We start from the raw sequence: 16,539 nt of genomic DNA, 5'->3' as shown, positions 1-16,539 counted from the left end.
GAGGTACCTGCATGTCCGAGCCGCACGCGGCTTCCGGCCCGTCCGGCGGACACGGCGACGGAGCACCGCGCCCCAAGCGGCCGGCACCGCTGCTGTTCGAGCCCACCGAGGCCCAGCCCGACGACGAGCACTTCTTCGGTCTGGAGTCCCTCACCGACCCCCGTGAACTGCTGGACCGCTCCACGGAGCTGGTCCTGGCCTTCCGCGCCGCCGCCGACCGGGCCATGGAGTTCCAGGCGATGGCCGCGGCACAGCTGGCCGACCCGGGCCGCTTCGACAAGCTGGACGACGCCGCCATCGCCGACCGCGGGCGGTGGAGCGAGGACTACACCCGCAAGATGGTCGAGTTCGGCCGGAGCCTGCTGAAGGACCGGCGGACGGACGGTGAGCCCCCGCACACCCCCTGACAGCGCCCCTTCCCCGGAGGGGCGTGGCGGCCGACGGCGCAGGTCCGGGCGGGTTCCCCGCTCGTACGGTCGATTTCCGGTGGGGCCGACCGGGGTGCTAAGGTCTACGACGTCAGCAGGCGCCGCTAGCTCAGTTGGTTAGAGCAGCTGACTCTTAATCAGCGGGTCCGGGGTTCGAGTCCCTGGCGGCGCACAGACAACCGGAGGCCCCTCGCGCGAGCGGGGGGCCTCCGGCGTTTCCGTGCTCTTGTGCGCTCCTTCGGGCCCGGCGCTCCCTCACCCCGGCTCCGTCGTCCCCCGGGTGATCTCGATGTTCCAGTCCCCCTCCGCGGTGCGCCCCAGCACCTCGACGCGCAGTGCGTTGCGCGGGTCCGCGTAGCTCTCGCCGACGCCCAGCGGCGCGTCCGCCAGTTCGGCGTGCACGGAGCGGTCGAGGCAGCCGGAGGTGCCGGGGTGGGCGTCGACCACCTCCACGGGCCCCTCGGTGGAGGCGGTGTCGCTGCGCACCCGGTACAGCAGCACGCCCTGCCGGCAGAGCGTCTCGTCGTTGCCCTCCCGGTCCCGGGCCTCGATCGCGAGCGCCTCGTTCTCCCCGGTGCGCAGCACCAGCAGTCGCTTGTCCCCGGCGGTGCCAGCGGTGCCACCGGAGGCCCCGGCGCCCCCGGCCCCCGCGCCGCCGCGTGGTGGCGCGGCGAGGGGGCGCAGGGTGTGGACGGACTGCGCGGGCGTGCTGTCGGTGTTGCTCAGGCAGGTCACCTGGGCGCGATCCAGCCATCCCAGCTTCCACTTGTGCCAGGCGAACGGTTCGGGCGCCAGTCCGAACTGGCTGCCCATGAGGTCCCAGTCGCCGACCCTGGTGTCCCAGTCGGCCCCGCCGTCCGTCGGACGTTGGTACAGGTCGGGGAGGTCGAAGAGGTGTCCGGTCTCGTGCGCGAGGACGTTCCGGTCCGGTGGGCTCTGCTCGAACACCGTGACCAGCCGCTTGATGTCCGTCCCGTCGGCCTTGATCGGGTCTTCGAGGTTGACCACCTTTGTCGCGTCCGAGTTCACCCCGGGAGCGTCCGGATCGGCGACGACATAGACGACGTCGTAGGCGCCGAAGTCCACATACGGATCGGCCGCCGCGACGGCGTCCCGCAGGTAGGACGTGCGATGCCCGGAGTCCCAGTCCCGCTGGATCCGGTAGCTGCCGGCCGGTGACGGCATCTCGATCCAGCGGTCCACCGTGTGCGGCCGAAGCCGGAACTTTCCGTACGAGGCGCGCTCGAAGAAGTCGGATGTGGCCGGGAAATGGTCCTTTGTGAGCTCCCGCGGAGTGGCCATGGGCTCCGCATCGGGGAAAGAGAGAAAGAGAAGGGCGGCATCCAGCGTCCCTTCGGGGCGCGGATAGGAGGCGTTCCAGGTGTCCAGACCCAGCGAGTGGTGGGCGTCGGTGCGCGGCAGCGCACAGGGCGTTCCCGTCGCCGCGGCCCGCAGCGGGCCCGCGACCAGCCCCACACTCATGAAGGCGGCGAGCGCCGCCAGCACGGCGCCCACCCGGTGCCGCGTCCGAAGCCCGAGCGGGCTCACGCCACGCCCGGTGCGCCGGTCGTCCACCCCGTCGGGTACAGACGGCTGCGCCACCATGCGACCTCACCGGAAAAGGAGTGCGGACCGTCTCCACCCTGTGGCGATCAGTGCGCATTTGTCCTGTTCTGCTGAGCCGGCCGAGGCAAGCGCAATATGACTACTCTTTGTAATGCTTGGTCGTAAGCGGTCAGCGCGTTCTCAGCCCCGGTGCAGAAACGGTCACCCTCGCACCCGCACCCGCACCCCGGGCGGCACAGTGACCGGCAACGGCAGCGGAGACACTGGCTCCGCTCTTGCGCCAACCTCTATGATCGGCACATTTCCAGCGCGGATCCCCCCTTGGGCGGCCCACAGGCAGCCCGCCGCCCGATCCGCACGAGACGAGCCCCCGCGGAGCGATCGGTGAACGGACCCCTCGAAGGACCGGGCAAAGACTCCGGCGAAGCCCTCGTAACGCAACCGCAGATCTTCACGGAAAGTAACCACAAGCGCTGGCGACGCCGCGCACACCACGGGCACAGCGAGAGCGACTTCCGCGCCGCCTTCCACGCGGCCCAACTGCCGATGGCCATCGTCGACCGCAACGGCCGGATCCTCACGGCCAACCGCGCGCTGGGCGCCCTGCTCGGGATCGACCCGCGCCGGCTCACCGCCCGTCCCCTCGCCGAACTCGCCGGGCTCGGGCTGGACGGACGCGTACGCAGCGCCTACCACGAGGCCCTCCAGGGCCGCGCCGACCGGATGTCCTGCACCCGGCGCCTCAAGCACGCCGACGGGCACACCCTCTGGGCCGAGATCACCGTGACGCCGACCGCGCGCGGCGGCGAGGCGCTGCTGTCCGTCTCCGACATCAGCGAACGGCGCGACCTCCAGGAACGGCTGCGGCACCTCCAGATGCACGACCCGGTCACCCGGCTCCCCAACCGCACCCTGTTCTTCGAGCGGCTGGCCGGGGCGCTCGCCGACTCCGCGACGGGCCGGACCGGGCTGTGCTACATCGACCTCGACGGCTTCAAGGCCGTCAACGACACCCTCGGCCACCGCGTCGGCGACAGCCTGCTGGACGCCGTCGCCCAACGGCTCACCCAGTGCGCCGAGACGGGCTCACCGGAGTGCGGCGGACATCTGGTGGCCCGGCTCGGCGGGGACGAGTTCGCGGTGCTCGTGGAGTCCTCCACCGGCACCGACCAGCTCACCGAACTCGCCCAGTCCGTGCTCTCCGCGCTCCAGCGGCCGTTCGACCTGGCCGGGCAGCGGCTGACGGTCTCCGCCAGCATCGGCGTCGTCGAACGCGAGACCGCCGGCACCGGCCCGACCGAGCTGATGCAGGACGCCGACACCACGCTCTACTGGGCCAAGGCCGACGGCAAGGCCCGCTGGACGCTCTTCGACCCCGAGCGCAACGCGCACCGCATGACCCGCCAGGCCCTCTCCAGCACCCTGCGCCGCGCGGTCGAACGCGGCGAGTTCGTGCTGGAGTACCAGCCCATCGTGGGCTTCGCCGACGACGCGCTGCGCGGCGTCGAGGCCCTGGTGCGCTGGCGGCACCCGCAGTTCGGGACGCTGGGGCCCGACCGGTTCATCGGGCTGGCCGAGGAGAACGGCGCCATCGTCCCGCTCGGCCGCTGGGTCCTCCAGGAGTCCTGCCGGCAGGCCCGGCGCTGGATGGACCAGCACACCGGGCCCCCGCTGTATGTGAGCGTCAACGTCGCGGTGCGCCAGGTGTGGGACTCCGACCTCGTGCGCGACGTCGCCGAGATCCTGGAGGAGACCGGGCTGCCGTCCGGACTGCTTCAGCTGGAGCTGACCGAATCCGCCGTGATGGGCTCCGCCGGACGCCCCCTCCAGGCGCTCCAGGCGCTCTCGGAGATGGGCGTGCGCATCGCCATCGACGACTTCGGCACCGGCTACTCCAACCTCGCCTACCTCAGCCGGCTCCCCGTGCGGGCGCTCAAGCTCGACGGCACGTTCGTCCGCGGCTTCCGCACGGCACGGCACCAGAACCCGGCCGACGAGACGATCGTGGCCGCGCTGGTGCAGCTGGCGCACAAGCTCGGCCTCACCGTGACCGCCGAGTGCGTCGAGGGCCCGGCGCAGGCCGAACGGCTCCGCAGGATCGGCTGCGACACCGGCCAGGGCTGGCACTACGCCAAGCCCATGCCGGCCGAACGCATCACCGAACTGCTCTCCTGGCCCCCGGCGGGTCAGTCCGTCCCGTCGCCCGCGTCCGCGCCCTCCCGCGGGAGCGCGTAGGCGTCGGCGATCAGCTCGTAGGAGCGGACCCGGACCTCGGGCGTGTGCGCGTTCGCGGTGAGCATCAGCTCGTCGGCCCCGGTCCGCTTCACCAGGGCGTCCAGCCCCTCACGCACGGCGTCCGGCGTCCCGTAGGTGACATTGCCGAGCCAACTGTCCACGAAGTCCCGCTCCACCGGGCTGAAGGAGTACGCCTCGGCCTCCTCCGGTGTCGGTATCAGACCCGGGCGGCCCGTGCGCAGCCGCAGCATCGACAGGGCGCCCGTCAGCACCTGACGGTGCGCCTCCTTCTCGTCCTCGGCGGCCAGCGCCGCCGCACCGATCAGCGCATACGGCTCGTCCAGCACGGCCGACGGGCGGAACGTCTCGCGGTACAGCTCCAGCGCCGGCAGCGTGTTCGCGGCCGAGAAGTGGTGCGCGAAGGCGAAGGGCAGGCCCAGCTGACCGGCCAGCTGCGCGCTGAAGCCGGAGGAGCCCAGCAGCCACACCGACGGGCGGTGCACGGCCGCGCGGTCCGCCTCGGCGTCCTGGCTGCGGGCCTGCACCGGGCCGGGCACGGCGTGGATCCGGGAGTACCGGTGCCCCTCGGGGAAGTCGTCGTCCAGGAACCGGATCAACTCGGCGAGCTGCTGCGGGAAGTCCTCGGCGCCCTCCCGCAGACGGTCCGTCCGGCGCAGGGCCGCGGCCGTCGCGCCGTCGGTGCCGGGGGCGCGGCCCAGGCCCAGATCGATACGGCCCGGCGCGAGGGCCTCCAGCGTGCCGAACTGCTCCGCGATCACCAGCGGGGCGTGGTTGGGCAGCATCACACCGCCCGAGCCCAGCCGGAGGCGGGTGGTGTGGTGCGCCAGATGGGCGAGGATCACCGCCGGGGAGCTGCTGGCCACGCCCGGCATCGAGTGGTGCTCGGCCACCCAGTACCGGGTGAAGCCGCGGGCGTCGGCCAGTGCCGCGGTGCGGGCGGCGGCCGTCAGGGCGTCCGTCGCCGTGTAGCCCTGGCCGACGTTGACCAGATCCAGCACCGACAGGGGAACCGGGGCCGTGCCCCTGGCCTCGCCCCTGATCCGCGTACCGGTTGCCTTCTCGTCCTCGCTCACGGGTGCCGCCCTTGCTGCCGGTTTCTCGCTTCCGGCTCGGTCCAACACCGTGCGCCCCGGCTTTCTTCCTTCCCGGCCCCGGCCCTTCCCTCCGGGCCGGGGAACGAGCGCCCCGGCCCGGAGGGAAGGTGGAACGCGGAAGGGGGAGCGGGGGTCAGCGGGTGAAGAGCGCTCCCAGTGCCGGGCAGTGGGCAGGCAGTCCGAGTAGGCGCAGCCCCTCCCGCACCGTCACCTGGTTCGCGGTGAGGACCGGCTTGCCCAGCTCCGCCTCCAGCGCGGGAAGGTACGCGGCGGTGTGCAGCGCGGTGTCGGGCAGCAGCACGGCCTGGGCCTCGGGGTGGTCGCCGCCGCGCGCGAGCGCCAGCACCTCGGCCTCGCCCCAGGTGCCGACCTCGGCGGCGGTGATGATGCCGCTGCCGCGCATACCGACGACCTCGGCGCCCGCCGCCTTGAGGAACCCGGTGAACAGTTCGGCGACGTCCTCGGGGTAGGTGGCGGCGATGCTGACCCGCTCGACGCCGAGTTCCCGCACGGCGGCGGCGAACGCGAACGACGTGCTGGAGGCGGGCAGCCCGGCGGTGGCGGACAGCTCGCGGACCTGCCGCTGTGCGCCGTCCCAGCCGTAGACGAAGCTGGCGCTGGTGCAGGCCCAGACGACGGCCTGGACGCCGTGCTGCTTCACCTCGTCGACCTTGGCGGCGAGCCGTGCGGCCGAGCCCATCTCCAGGAGGGCGTCGACGCGGTGGGCGTCCTCGCCGATGTCGGTGTGGACGAGCGGCAGCCGGACGTCGACTCCCGCGTCGGCCAGGATCCGCTCCAGCCGCGGGTAGTCGTCCTCGGCCGAGTGGCCGGGGTAGAGGAATCCGGCCGCGGGTGCCGCCTGTGCCATCTGGGTCTCCTGTCGTGCGTGGGGGTGCTGGGCCGTCCGGTACCGGTGCACGCCGGTACCGCTGCGTTCCGCCGTGCGCCCGCGCGGGCGTGCGGGCGTGCGGGCGTGCGGGCGCACGGCGGAACACGGGGATCGCGGGGATCGCGGGAATCGCGGAACGTCGTCTCAGGTGGGGTGTGCGGTGGCTCAGAGCGGGGGCTGGCCGCCCCATTCGTCGGCGGCGGGCGGCCCCGCGCCGAGTTCGCCGGCGCTCTCCAGCGGCTCGGCCGCCTCGGTGCCCGCGCCGGCCAGCGCGGCCTCGGGCTCGGGGCCGGGTTCGGAGCCGCCCGGCTCGTGCAGGCCGCCGGTCTCGTCGGCCGTCGGCGGCGGCGGGGAGGGCGTCATCGCGGCGGGGCCGCGTCTGGCGACGGGGTCGAGCAGCGCCTGGTACGGCCCGACGGCCTCCTTGCCGACGGCACGCAGCGCGGCCCACATGGTGACCTGGTTCGCCGAGAGCACGGGCATCCGCAGCTCGGCCTCCAGCTGGGGGATGACGTCGTAGGTGGGCAGGTTGGTGCAGGAGATGAACAGGGCGTCGGGTGCGTCGCCGGCCGCTTCCCTGGCCATGTCGACGACGTCCCGGTAGGGGACGCGCCAGATCTCCCGGGTGAGGCCGAGATAGCTGCGTCCGGTGATGGTGATGCCGGACTCGTCGAGGTAGTCCTCCAGCGAGTCGGTGACCGACTTGGTGTACGGGGTGACGATGGCGACGCGGCGGGCCTCGATCTCGTGCAGGGCGTCGAGGAGCGCGCCCGAGGTCGTCAGCGAGGGCACCTCGCCGGCCTGGGCCATGGCGGCGACCATGGCCCGTTCACCGGCGCCCCCGCCCACGAAGCTTCCGGAGGTGCAGGCGTAGGCCACCACTTCGGGCGCCACGGCCGACAGCGCCCGTACCGCCTCGCGCAGCGTCTCGTGCTCACTGACCAGGCGTGCGAGGTCGAGGCTGACCTCGACGGGCACGAAGGGGGTGCGCGTCACGTGCAGCGACACGTCGTCCGGCACCCAGCGCCACAGCTCTCGGTCCAGCGCGAAGTCGAAGGGCGCGACGATTCCCACGCCGTGTTGCGGCAGCGGTCCGCCGAGGAAGGAGACGTCCATTTCGGGCCCCAAAGAACGGAGGGGAAGGCTCATGGCCAGAAGGCCCCTGAGTCGAGGGAAGGCAGAGGAACTCAAGAACTGCAAAGCCGGTCAGAAGCCGGGACGCCGGGGCAGATGTCTTTGTTGACGAAGGTAGTTTCTGCTCCCTACCGTGGTCAATCCTTCCATCTGAGGCATGCGCGCCCGGTCCGCCGACCGCTCCCAGCCAACCGTCCCCACGTTGCGAAACGGTTTCCTGCCTATGTCCGAGACCTGCGTCCTCGTCCTCGATGCGGAGCCGCTGCCCCGGCTCGACCGGCTGGCGGGCCGGGCCCGGGTGCGCCATGCCGACGCGCGCACGCTCAAAGATCAACTCCCCTACGCCGACGTCCTGTTGGCGTGGGACTTCCTCTCGGACGCGGTCCGCCTGGCGTGGCCCGGCGAGGGCCCGCGCCCGCGCTGGGTGCACACGCCGAGCGCGGGTGTCGACCGGCTGCTCCCGGAGCTGGACGACGGGCGCGGAACGGTCGTCACGAATGCCCGCGGAATCTTCGACCGGCCCATCGCGGAATACGTCGTGGGACTCGTACTGGCCATGGCCAAGGATTTTCACGGAACCTGGGAATTGCAACGACAGCGCCGTTGGCGGCACCGGGAGACATTCCGTTTGAGTGGAAGTCGAGCGACCGTTGTGGGGTCCGGTCCAATCGGCCGGGAAATCAGCCGGGCACTCCTGGCACTCGGTGTCAGGATCGATCTCGTGGGGCGTACCGCACGGGATAGCGACGCGGAATTCGGAAGGGTGCATTCCATCGACGCGTTGCCCGTCCTGGTGCCGGACGCCGACTGGGTCGTGTGCGTCGCCCCGCTCACCGCCGAATCCGCCGGCATGTTCGATGCGGAGATGTTCGCGCGGATGAAGCGCACGGCGCACTTCGTGAACGTCGGCCGGGGGCAGCACGTCGTCGAGGACGATCTGGTCGACGCGCTGCTGGCACACCGGATCAAGGGCGCCGCGCTGGACGTCCTGGAGGAGGAGCCGCTGCCCACCACCAGCCGCCTGTGGGACGTCCCCGGCCTGCTGATCTCCCCGCACATGAGCGGGGACACGGTCGGCTGGCGGGACGATCTGGCGGAGCAGTTCCTGGACAACTTCGACCGCTGGGAGGCAGGCGAACCGCTGGTCAACGTCGTCGACAAACGGCTCGGTTACGTGCCGACCGCCCCGCGCGAGCCCGCGCCCGGCGCCTGACGGGCAGGCCGGACGCCCGCCGCACCGGCCCCGCCGACGGCTCCCCGGCGCACCTCCCGCAACCACCGCACCCGCGCCCGCCGCGTCCACCGCGGTCCCGGCGGCCGTGGCGTTCCGCCGCTGCCGCACCCGCTCACCGTCCCGGCCCCGCCGCCGGGCCGTTCACCACCCCGGCCGCGGGTACCGCGGCGGGGGCCTCCGGTTCCGCTCCGCAGGTCCGCAACGGACCGTCCTCGGGAGGTTTCGCCATGGCCGATCTCACCGCCCTCACCGCAGCCCAGCTCGTCGCCGGCTACGGGGCGGGCGATTTCACCCCGCTGGAAGTCACCCGCGCGGCACTGGAGCGTGCGGCGGCTGCGCAGGAGCGCACCGGCGCCTTCGTCCGGATCGACGAGGAGGACGCGCTGCGCCGGGCGGACGCCTCCGCCGGGCGGTGGCGGCGCGGCGAGCCGGCGGGGCCCGTGGACGGCGTGCCCGTCACGGTGAAGGACATCCTGCTCCAGCGCGGCGGCCCCTCGTTCAAGGGCTCCTGGACGGTGGACGAGGCCGGGCCCTGGGACGAGGACTCGCCCTCGGTGGCCCGGCTGCGGGAGAGCGGCGCGGTCTTCCTCGGCAAGACGACCACCCCGGAGTTCGGCTGGAAGGGCGTCACCGACAGCCCCCGGCACGGGACGACCGGCAATCCGCACGCGCCCGGCCGGACGGCGGGCGGCTCCAGCGGCGGCAGCGCGGCGGCGGTCGCGCTCGGCGCCGGGCCGCTGTCGCTGGGCACCGACGGCGGCGGCTCGGTGCGGATCCCGGCCGCGTTCAGCGGGATCTACGCGCTGAAGCCGACGTACGGGCGGGTGCCGCTGTACCCGGCGAGCGCGTTCGGCACGCTCGCCCACGTCGGCCCGATGACGCGGGACGCGCGGGACGCGGCGCTGCTGCTGGATGTGATCAGCGGGCCGGACGCGCGGGACTGGTCGCAACTGGCGCCGGTGGCCGACAGCTTCCGCGCCGCGCTGGCCGCGGGCACGGAGGGGGTGCGGGGGCTGCGGATCGGCTTCTCGCCGGACCTCGGCGGCCGCGTCGCGGTGGACGGGCAGGTGGCGGCGGCCGTGCGCGCCGCGGTCGCGCTGCTGGAGGAGCTGGGCGCGCACGTCGAGGAGGTGGACCCGGGCTTCGACGATCCCGTGGAGTCCTTCCACGTCCTGTGGTTCAGCGGCGCGGCCCGGGTCACCCAGTCCCTGCGGCCGGAGCAGCGCGAGCGGCTGGACCCCGGGCTGCGCGAGGTGTGCGAACAGGGCGCCGCCTACAGCGCGTTGGACTATCTGGCGGCCGTCGACGACCGGATGGCGCTCGGCCGGCGGATGGGCGCGCTGCACGAGCGCTACGACCTGCTGGCCACGCCGACGATGCCGATCACCGCGTTCGAGGCGGGCGCCGAGGTGCCGGCGGGTTCGGCACACACCCGCTGGACGGGCTGGACGCCGTTCACCTATCCGTTCAATCTGACGCAGCAGCCGGCGGCCTCGGTGCCCTGCGGGGTGGACGGCGACGGGCTGCCGGTGGGGCTGCAACTCGTCGGCCCCCGGCACGCGGACGCCCGCGTCCTGGCCGCCTCGCACGCTCTGTTCGAGGCGGGCGTCGCCAACCGCGTTCCCTCGCCGGTGAGTTGACCGTGCGCACGCGCCCCGCCCGCGCGGCCGGTGCCCCGCCCGCGCGGGTGGGGCGGGGCACCGGACGGTTCACGCCCTGCGGAAGCTGAGGCTCTCGCCGAGCGCTCCCGCGCGCCACAGGTCCTGGCACGCCTCGGCCATGGCGTCGAGCCCCTCCACGACCTGGCCCCACACGATGCCGGGCACCCAGCCGGCGTCCCCGTTGATGAGCAGGTTGTTGCGCTCGTAGAACAGCGCGAGGTCGACGACGGTGGAGCGTTCGGCGTGCGCGGCCGCTGTGCCCTGCTGTTCGGCCGCCGCCTCGTACCCGTAGGACGCGGTGCTCAACTGCGTGTCGGAGAAGGTGAAATAGCAGAGGTCTCCGGGAATGGGCGTGATGGTGGGATTCTCCAGCGGCGGCTCCTGGGGAGCGAACGGCGGAACAAGCGCATAGATCTCGTTGCGCGCGTACTTCGCGTGATACACGTCGCCGCCGAGCGGAAGCGCGTCCCACACGGCGGCACAGGTGATCGGGGCCCGGTCGTCGAGCAGCTTGGCGGTGCAGCGCACTCCGCGCTTGTCCAACGAGACGTGAATGAAGCGATCAGCCATCGTGCCTCCGCACACCGATTGGTCATTTGCCTGTCAATGGTGGCGCAGAGGACAGTACGGACGCGACCCCGTAAGGGCCGGAATCGATCCGCATAACTTGACTGGACCTGGGTAGCGGCGCGCCCATGGCTCCACCACAAAGGAACAACACCGGAACTACCGGAAGACGTTTCAGCCGCCGCTCGATGCTCGCCGGTGCGGCATCTTTCGGCGCGCTCGGTGCGCTCGGGGCGACCACCGCGTGCAGCCGGGTGTCCAGCGCCGGAACCTCCGACGGCGGTGATCTGCTGGAGCGGTTGAGGGCCCAGGGCACCGTCCGGCTCGGCCTCGCCGGGGAGCAGCCGTACAGCTACATCGACAAGAACGGTGAGCTCACGGGGAGTTCACCGGCGATCGCCCGCGTCATCTTCAAGCGGCTCGGTGTACCGAATGTGCAGCCCTTCCCGACCGAGTTCAACTCGCTCATCGCGGGCTTGAATTCGATGCAGTTCGACGTCGTCGCGGCCGGCATGTACATCAACGCGGACCGGTGCCGCCAGGTGCTCTTCGCCGACCCCGAGTACGAGATGCGGGACGCCTTCATCGTACGCAAGGGAAATCCCAAGAACCTGCACACCTACGAGGACATCAAGAAGAGCGGCGCGAAGCTGGCGACCGGTACGGGGTACGCCGAGATCGGCTATGCGGAGGAAGTCGGGATCTCGGAGAAGGAGATGCTGCTCCTGCCCGACCAGCTCGCCGGACTGCTGGCGGTCGAGCAGGGACGTGCCGACGTGTTCACGGGCACGGCGGTCACCGTCCGCAATGTCGTTCGGCAGACGAAGAGCAAGAAGGTGGAGTACACCAAGTCCCTCATACCCGAGGTGGACGGAAAGCCCGAACTGGGCACCGGCGCCTTCGCCTTCCGCAAGAGCGAGGAAAGGCTGCGGGACGCCTTCAACCGTGAACTGCACAAGATGAAGAAGAGCGGTGAACTGTTGCGCGTCATGCGGCCGTTCGGATTCCTGGAGCAGGAGATGACCACGATCACCGCGAAGGAGCGCTGCAAATGACAGAGCTCACCGGGGGTCTGTGGGAACTCCTCTTCAAAGGCGTCTGGGTGACGGTGCAGTTGACCGTCTTCGGCGCGGCACTCGGCGCTTTCGTCGCCTTCGTCGTCGGCGTCGCCCGGACCAACCGGTTGTGGGTGGTCCGGTTCCTCTCCGGGCTCTACATGGAGATATTCCGGGGAACCTCGGCGCTGGTGCTGATGTTCTGGGTGTTCTTCGTGCTGCCCGTCGCCTTCGGCTGGCAGTTGGTGCCGATGTGGGCGGCGGTCCTCGCACTCGGACTGACCTACGGCGCCTACGGCTCGGAGATCGTGCGCGGTGCCATCGCGGCGGTACCCGCCGCGCAGCACGAGGCGGGTATCGCGCTGAGCTTCTCCCCCTGGCAGCGACTGGTGAAGATCACCCTGCCGCAGGCGTGGCCCGGGATGATCCCGCCGGCCAACAACCTGCTGATCGAGCTGCTGAAGGGCACCGCGCTGGTGTCCGTGCTCGGCGTCGGCGACATCGCCTTCGGTGCCTCGCTGGTGCGCAACGCGCTCGGTGACAGCGCCCCCGTCTACACGATCATCCTCGTCATGTACTTCGTCCTGGCGTTCCTGATCACCCGCGGGATGCGGGCCCTGGAGCGGCAGGCCAAGGCGGGCCTGGGGCAGAAGCCCGAGAAGGGTGCCGGCGTGCTGCGCAAGCTCTCCGGCCGTCAGCAGTCCGAGGTCTCGCGTGACCTCTCCAGCGCCGGGGGTGCCTGATGCAGTGGGACTGGTCCGCAGTCGGTGACTTCATGCCCCGCTTCTGGGACGGGGTGCTCACCACGCTCCAGGCGCTGGTGTTCGGTTCGCTGATCGCCTTCGCGCTCGGCCTGGTGTGGGCCCTGGCGCAGCGCTCCTCGCTGAAGGTGGTGCGCTGGCCGGTCACGGCCGTCACCGAGTTCATCCGCAACACCCCGCTGCTGGTGCAGCTGTTCTTCCTCTACTTCGTGCTGCCGGAGTGGAACGTCACCTTCTCCGCGCTGACGACCGGCATCATCGGGCTCGGCCTGCACTACTCGACGTACACGGCCGAGGTGTACCGCGCCGGTATCGACGGTGTGCCCGCGGGGCAGTGGGAGGCGTGCACGGCGCTCAGCCTGCCGCGTGCGCGTACCTGGCTCGCCGTGATCCTGCCGCAGGCGATCCGCCGTGTGGTGCCGGCGCTGGGCAACTACGTGATCGCGATGCTGAAGGACTCTCCGATGATCGCGACGATCGGCGCCCTCGACATGCTGGGCCAGGCCCGGCAGTTCAGCGCCATCACCTTCCTGCCCACCGAGCCGATCACCGTGGTCGGCATCGCCTTCATCCTCATCGCCTACCCCGCGTCCCTGCTGATGCGAGCACTGGAGCGTCGTCTTGTCCGCTGAGAGCACACCGAACGGAAACGAGCACGTGAACCCGGCCGTGGACGGCAGCGAGCTGATCAGGTTCGACAAGGTCACCAAGCGCTACGGCAGCAACGTGGTGCTGGACAACCTGTGTTTCGACGTGGCGTCCGGCAAGCACGTGACCCTCATAGGCCCGTCCGGCTCCGGCAAGACGACGATCCTGCGGCTGCTGATGACGCTGGTGAAGCCGGACGAGGGCACCATCAAGGTGGCGGGCGACTACCTCTCGCACGAGGAGCGCGGCGGCAAGCTCGTCCCGGCGGGCGAGAAGCACTCGCGCGAGGTCCGCAAGAACATCGGCATGGTCTTCCAGCAGTTCAACCTGTTCCCCAACATGAAGGTGCTGCGGAACATCACCGAGGCCCCGGTGCACGTGCTCGGCCTGTCCAAGGACGAGGCGGAGCAGCGGGCCAGGGAGCTGCTGGAGCTGGTGGGCCTGACCGACCACCTCGACAAGTACCCCAGCCAGCTCTCCGGCGGCCAGCAGCAGCGGGTGGCCATAGCCCGCGCGCTGGCCATGCGCCCCCAGGTGCTGCTGCTGGACGAGGTCACCTCGGCGCTCGACCCGGAGCTGGTGGCCGGGGTGCTGGACGTGCTGCGGGACATCGCGCACAGCACGGACATCACCATGCTGTGCGTCACGCACGAGATGAACTTCGCCCGGGACATCTCGGACGACGTCCTGATGTTCGACGCCGGCCGGGTCATCGAGTCGGGTGCGCCGGAGAAGATCTTCAGCGACCCCGAGCACGAGCGCACCAGGGAGTTCCTCAGCGCGGTGCTGTGAACGGCGGCGCGGTGTGCGCCCGTGGAGGCCGGTGCCGTGCACGGTCGGGTGCGGTCGCATGCCCGGCGCACCCGGCGAGCCCGCGCCACCCGGCGCGGGCTCGCGCGCGCCCAGGGGCGCACGCCACACACCCGGCATATGCCGATCACAGCGATCGCCCGGTTCCGGCAGCGCCCCGACGGCTATCGTGATAGGCACTGCCGTGGTCACCCCGGGGTATCCACGGCGCAGATGGTCACGACCTTCAGGGGGACACCGTGGCGTTGTTCCAACCACCCGGAGACCCCTCTCCGGAGTCCGGTCGAGAACCGACCGCGCCGTTCCACTCCGTGCAGTACGCGCTGCGCGTGCTGGAGTCGGTCGCCCGGCACCGGGACGGCGCGCAGGAGGACGCGATCTCGCGGGACACCGGGCTCCCGCCCGGGCAGCTGAACCATCTGCTGCGCATGCTGTGCCGCGAGCAGTACCTCCAGCGCCTCACCGACGGCGCCTATGTCGTCGGCGAGGCCCTGATGCTGCTCAGCTCGGGCACCAACCGTGACCACGCGCTCCAGGACAAGCTCCAGCGCACCCTCGGCGAGCTGCGCGACACCGTCGGCGCGGCCGTCTACTTCAGCCGGTACCACAACGGCGAGCTGGAGACGACGCAGGTCGCCGACGGTCCGCGCACCCCGGCCGTCAACCAGTGGGTGGACTTCCGGTCCGCCGTGCACGCCACGGCCATCGGAAAGTGCCTGCTCAGCCAGCTGGACCACGACGGCCGGATGGATCACCTCACCCGGCACAAGACGGCCCGGCTCACCTCCCGGACGATCACCGACGAGCGGCTGCTGCTCAACGCGCTGGACCGCCAGCCGCCGACGGTGCCCACGCTCGATCTCCAGGAGTACGCGGTCGGCACGGTGTGCGCCGCGGTGCCCGTCACGGCGGGCTCGGCGGTCAGCTGCCTGGGGCTGTCGCTGCCGGTCGACCAGGCCCACCGGCTGCGCCGGGCCGCCGAGACGCTGAGCAAGAAGGCCGCTCCCGTGATGCTCTCGCTGGCGCTCTGAGGCCGTCAGCCCCGCGCCGACCTGGGCTTTTCCCTCCTGGAGCGGGCCGGGGCCGAGCAGCGTCCCCGGGTGGTCACGAGCACCCCCGGAAAGGGGGTAGTATTTCTGTCGTCAGCCGGAAACGGCAGACGGGCGCCGCTAGCTCAGTTGGTTAGAGCAGCTGACTCTTAATCAGCGGGTCCGGGGTTCGAGTCCCTGGCGGCGTACAGCACAGGCCGAGGCCCTCGGAGAAATCCGAGGGCCTCGGTCTTTTCGTGTGCCCACACCGCGTCCGCCCCACCGCGCCCGTGCCGTGCGCCCCCGGGCCCGTGCCCGTGCGCCCCCGGGCGCACGCACAGCGGGAGGCGGGCGCTCACAGCGGCAGCGGCATGACCGGCTCGCGGCGGCGGACCGACCCGGCCAGCAGCAGGAGGGTCCCGGCGGCGGCCCAGACGGCGAGGACGACGAGCGGGGTCGCCAGGGCGTTGCCGGAGAAGTAGACGATGTTGCGGACGGCGGTGGTGCCGGCTCCGGTCGGGATCCAGTCCCCGATGGCGCGCCAGAACGGTGGCACGAGGTGCTTCTGGAAGGCGCCGCCCGCGCTCGGGTTGCCGAGGACGACGAACAGGACGACGGCCAGCCCGATGCCGACGATGCCGAAGAACGCCTCCAGCGCCATCGTGACGGCCGCCGTGCCGAAGACGAGGAGCGCCCCGAGCCACCACAGCTGGACGAAGTGCCCCGGCAGCGCGCCGAGCACGGTGTCCACGATGATCGCTCCGCCCAGCCCGGAGAGCACCGAGTACAGCGCGATACCCGCCAGCCGCAGCCCGGCCCTGCCGGTGGAGGCGGGGCGGGTGCCGGCCGTCACGCCCAGCAGGGAGGCCACGAGGTAGCCGCCGACGAGCCAGCCGACGATGAGGTAGAAGGCGGTGAGGCTCTCGTAGTCCTGATCGCCCGACGGGGCGACGTCCCGCACCCGCACCGTGCGGTCCTCCTCGGCGGCGACCCGTTCGCCGGCCCTGCGCAGCGCCTGGGCCTGCGGGCCGCCGGCGCCGGAGGCGACGAGGAGGGTGTCCGTGGAGCCGCGGGGGTCCATGACGTAGGCGCCCTCGGCGTCCCGCTCCATGATGCGTTTCCGGGCGGCGGCCTCGTCCTTGACGACCGTGGTCCGTACGGGCTCGCCGGGCAGCGCGTCGAGCTTCTGGGCGGCCTGCTGCGGTCCGGCGACGGCGAGCGGGATGCGCTGCGGCTCGGGGTGGTGGAAGGAGCCGATGTAGCTGAGCAGGAAGCCGAGTTGGACGAGCAGCACGCCGACGACGAGGACCAGCATGCCGGTACGGCCCGGGGTGCGCGGGCCGCGGTCCGGAGTGCCGAGGCTGGAGTGATACATGGCTCCCGTCCCTTTTGTGCGGGTTTCCTCATC

General features: G+C 71.7%; 15 protein-coding genes and 2 tRNA genes. 11 read left to right on the top strand and 6 right to left on the bottom strand.

Going from position 1 to position 16,539, the window contains the following annotated elements:
* The first annotated feature begins 11 nt into the window (after positions 1 to 11).
* Positions 12 to 407, top strand: coding sequence for a DUF8844 domain-containing protein (locus SCA03_RS19355; protein WP_030877857.1), 396 nt, complete (start codon positions 12 to 14; stop codon positions 405 to 407).
* Between the two features lie 119 nt (positions 408 to 526).
* Positions 527 to 600 (top strand) — tRNA-Lys (locus tag SCA03_RS19350).
* Positions 601 to 683: 83 nt separating this feature from the next.
* Here the strand turns inward: SCA03_RS19350 and SCA03_RS19345 are convergent.
* Positions 684 to 2,030 (bottom strand): M6 family metalloprotease domain-containing protein, encoded by a 1,347-nt coding sequence (locus tag SCA03_RS19345; RefSeq protein WP_371863962.1) that lies wholly within the window; start codon positions 2,028 to 2,030, stop codon positions 684 to 686.
* Positions 2,031 to 2,378: 348 nt separating this feature from the next.
* Between SCA03_RS19345 and SCA03_RS19340 the strand changes: the two genes are divergently transcribed.
* Positions 2,379 to 4,229 carry a putative bifunctional diguanylate cyclase/phosphodiesterase gene (locus SCA03_RS19340; RefSeq protein WP_170297868.1) on the top strand — a complete coding sequence of 617 codons (1,851 nt, stop codon included), beginning with the start codon at positions 2,379 to 2,381 and terminating at the stop codon, positions 4,227 to 4,229.
* Here SCA03_RS19340 and SCA03_RS19335 read toward each other — a convergent pair.
* The 3 genes from SCA03_RS19335 to SCA03_RS19325 form a co-directional block, all read right to left on the bottom strand.
* Positions 4,181 to 5,323, bottom strand: coding sequence for an LLM class flavin-dependent oxidoreductase (locus SCA03_RS19335; protein ID WP_086814404.1), 1,143 nt, complete (start codon positions 5,321 to 5,323; stop codon positions 4,181 to 4,183). The two genes, SCA03_RS19340 and SCA03_RS19335, sit on opposite strands and share 49 nt — an antisense overlap.
* A gap of 154 nt (positions 5,324 to 5,477) precedes the next feature.
* Positions 5,478 to 6,212: a maleate cis-trans isomerase family protein gene (locus SCA03_RS19330; RefSeq protein ID WP_030877838.1), complete on the bottom strand. Its 735-nt coding sequence runs from the start codon at positions 6,210 to 6,212 to the stop codon at positions 5,478 to 5,480.
* A gap of 186 nt (positions 6,213 to 6,398) precedes the next feature.
* Positions 6,399 to 7,349, bottom strand: a complete 951-nt coding sequence (locus SCA03_RS19325; protein WP_086814405.1) for a maleate cis-trans isomerase family protein — start codon at positions 7,347 to 7,349, stop codon at positions 6,399 to 6,401.
* A gap of 241 nt (positions 7,350 to 7,590) precedes the next feature.
* Between SCA03_RS19325 and SCA03_RS19320 the strand changes: the two genes are divergently transcribed.
* Together SCA03_RS19320 and SCA03_RS19315 are read left to right on the top strand one after the other, a co-directional pair.
* Complete coding sequence (locus tag SCA03_RS19320; protein ID WP_030877832.1) at positions 7,591 to 8,580, top strand: D-2-hydroxyacid dehydrogenase; 990 nt, start codon at positions 7,591 to 7,593, stop codon at positions 8,578 to 8,580.
* Positions 8,581 to 8,828: 248 nt separating this feature from the next.
* A complete protein-coding gene (locus SCA03_RS19315) occupies positions 8,829 to 10,241 on the top strand; it encodes an amidase (protein ID WP_030877828.1) in 1,413 nt (470 codons plus the stop codon).
* Positions 10,242 to 10,310: 69 nt separating this feature from the next.
* Here SCA03_RS19315 and SCA03_RS19310 read toward each other — a convergent pair whose 3' ends face one another.
* Positions 10,311 to 10,832 carry a DUF3830 family protein gene (locus tag SCA03_RS19310; protein ID WP_030877825.1) on the bottom strand — a complete coding sequence of 174 codons (522 nt, stop codon included), beginning with the start codon at positions 10,830 to 10,832 and terminating at the stop codon, positions 10,311 to 10,313.
* A 125-nt stretch (positions 10,833 to 10,957) separates the two neighbouring features.
* Here SCA03_RS19310 and ehuB point away from each other — a divergent pair, with 125 nt between their 5' ends.
* From ehuB to SCA03_RS19280, 6 genes are all read left to right on the top strand, one after another.
* Entirely contained in the window at positions 10,958 to 11,884 is a 927-nt protein-coding gene (gene ehuB, locus SCA03_RS19305; RefSeq protein WP_078874898.1) for an ectoine/hydroxyectoine ABC transporter substrate-binding protein EhuB, read from the top strand.
* Positions 11,881 to 12,627, top strand: coding sequence for an ectoine/hydroxyectoine ABC transporter permease subunit EhuC (gene ehuC, locus SCA03_RS19300; protein ID WP_030877820.1), 747 nt, complete (start codon positions 11,881 to 11,883; stop codon positions 12,625 to 12,627). Before ehuB ends, ehuC begins: the two co-directional genes overlap by 4 nt.
* Positions 12,627 to 13,277: an ectoine/hydroxyectoine ABC transporter permease subunit EhuD gene (gene ehuD / locus SCA03_RS19295; RefSeq protein ID WP_030877818.1), complete on the top strand. Its 651-nt coding sequence runs from the start codon at positions 12,627 to 12,629 to the stop codon at positions 13,275 to 13,277. Before ehuC ends, ehuD begins: the two co-directional genes overlap by 1 nt.
* Positions 13,267 to 14,085: an ectoine/hydroxyectoine ABC transporter ATP-binding protein EhuA gene (ehuA, locus tag SCA03_RS19290; RefSeq protein ID WP_030877817.1), complete on the top strand. Its 819-nt coding sequence runs from the start codon at positions 13,267 to 13,269 to the stop codon at positions 14,083 to 14,085. The genes ehuD and ehuA overlap by 11 nt, the downstream gene beginning before the upstream one ends.
* 257 nt (positions 14,086 to 14,342) lie before the next feature.
* Positions 14,343 to 15,134: an IclR family transcriptional regulator gene (locus SCA03_RS19285; RefSeq protein WP_030889589.1), complete on the top strand. Its 792-nt coding sequence runs from the start codon at positions 14,343 to 14,345 to the stop codon at positions 15,132 to 15,134.
* A gap of 132 nt (positions 15,135 to 15,266) precedes the next feature.
* Positions 15,267 to 15,340 (top strand) — tRNA-Lys (locus tag SCA03_RS19280).
* A 146-nt stretch (positions 15,341 to 15,486) separates the two neighbouring features.
* Here SCA03_RS19280 and SCA03_RS19275 read toward each other — a convergent pair.
* Entirely contained in the window at positions 15,487 to 16,506 is a 1,020-nt protein-coding gene (locus SCA03_RS19275; protein ID WP_230988814.1) for an ABC-2 transporter permease, read from the bottom strand.
* Between the last annotated feature and the right edge of the window lie 33 nt (positions 16,507 to 16,539).

Origin of the sequence: Streptomyces cacaoi (genome assembly GCF_006539165.1) — a bacterium.
Lineage (GTDB): Bacteria > Actinomycetota > Actinomycetes > Streptomycetales > Streptomycetaceae > Streptomyces > Streptomyces cacaoi.
This window is presented reverse-complemented; position numbering and strand designations above follow the sequence as displayed.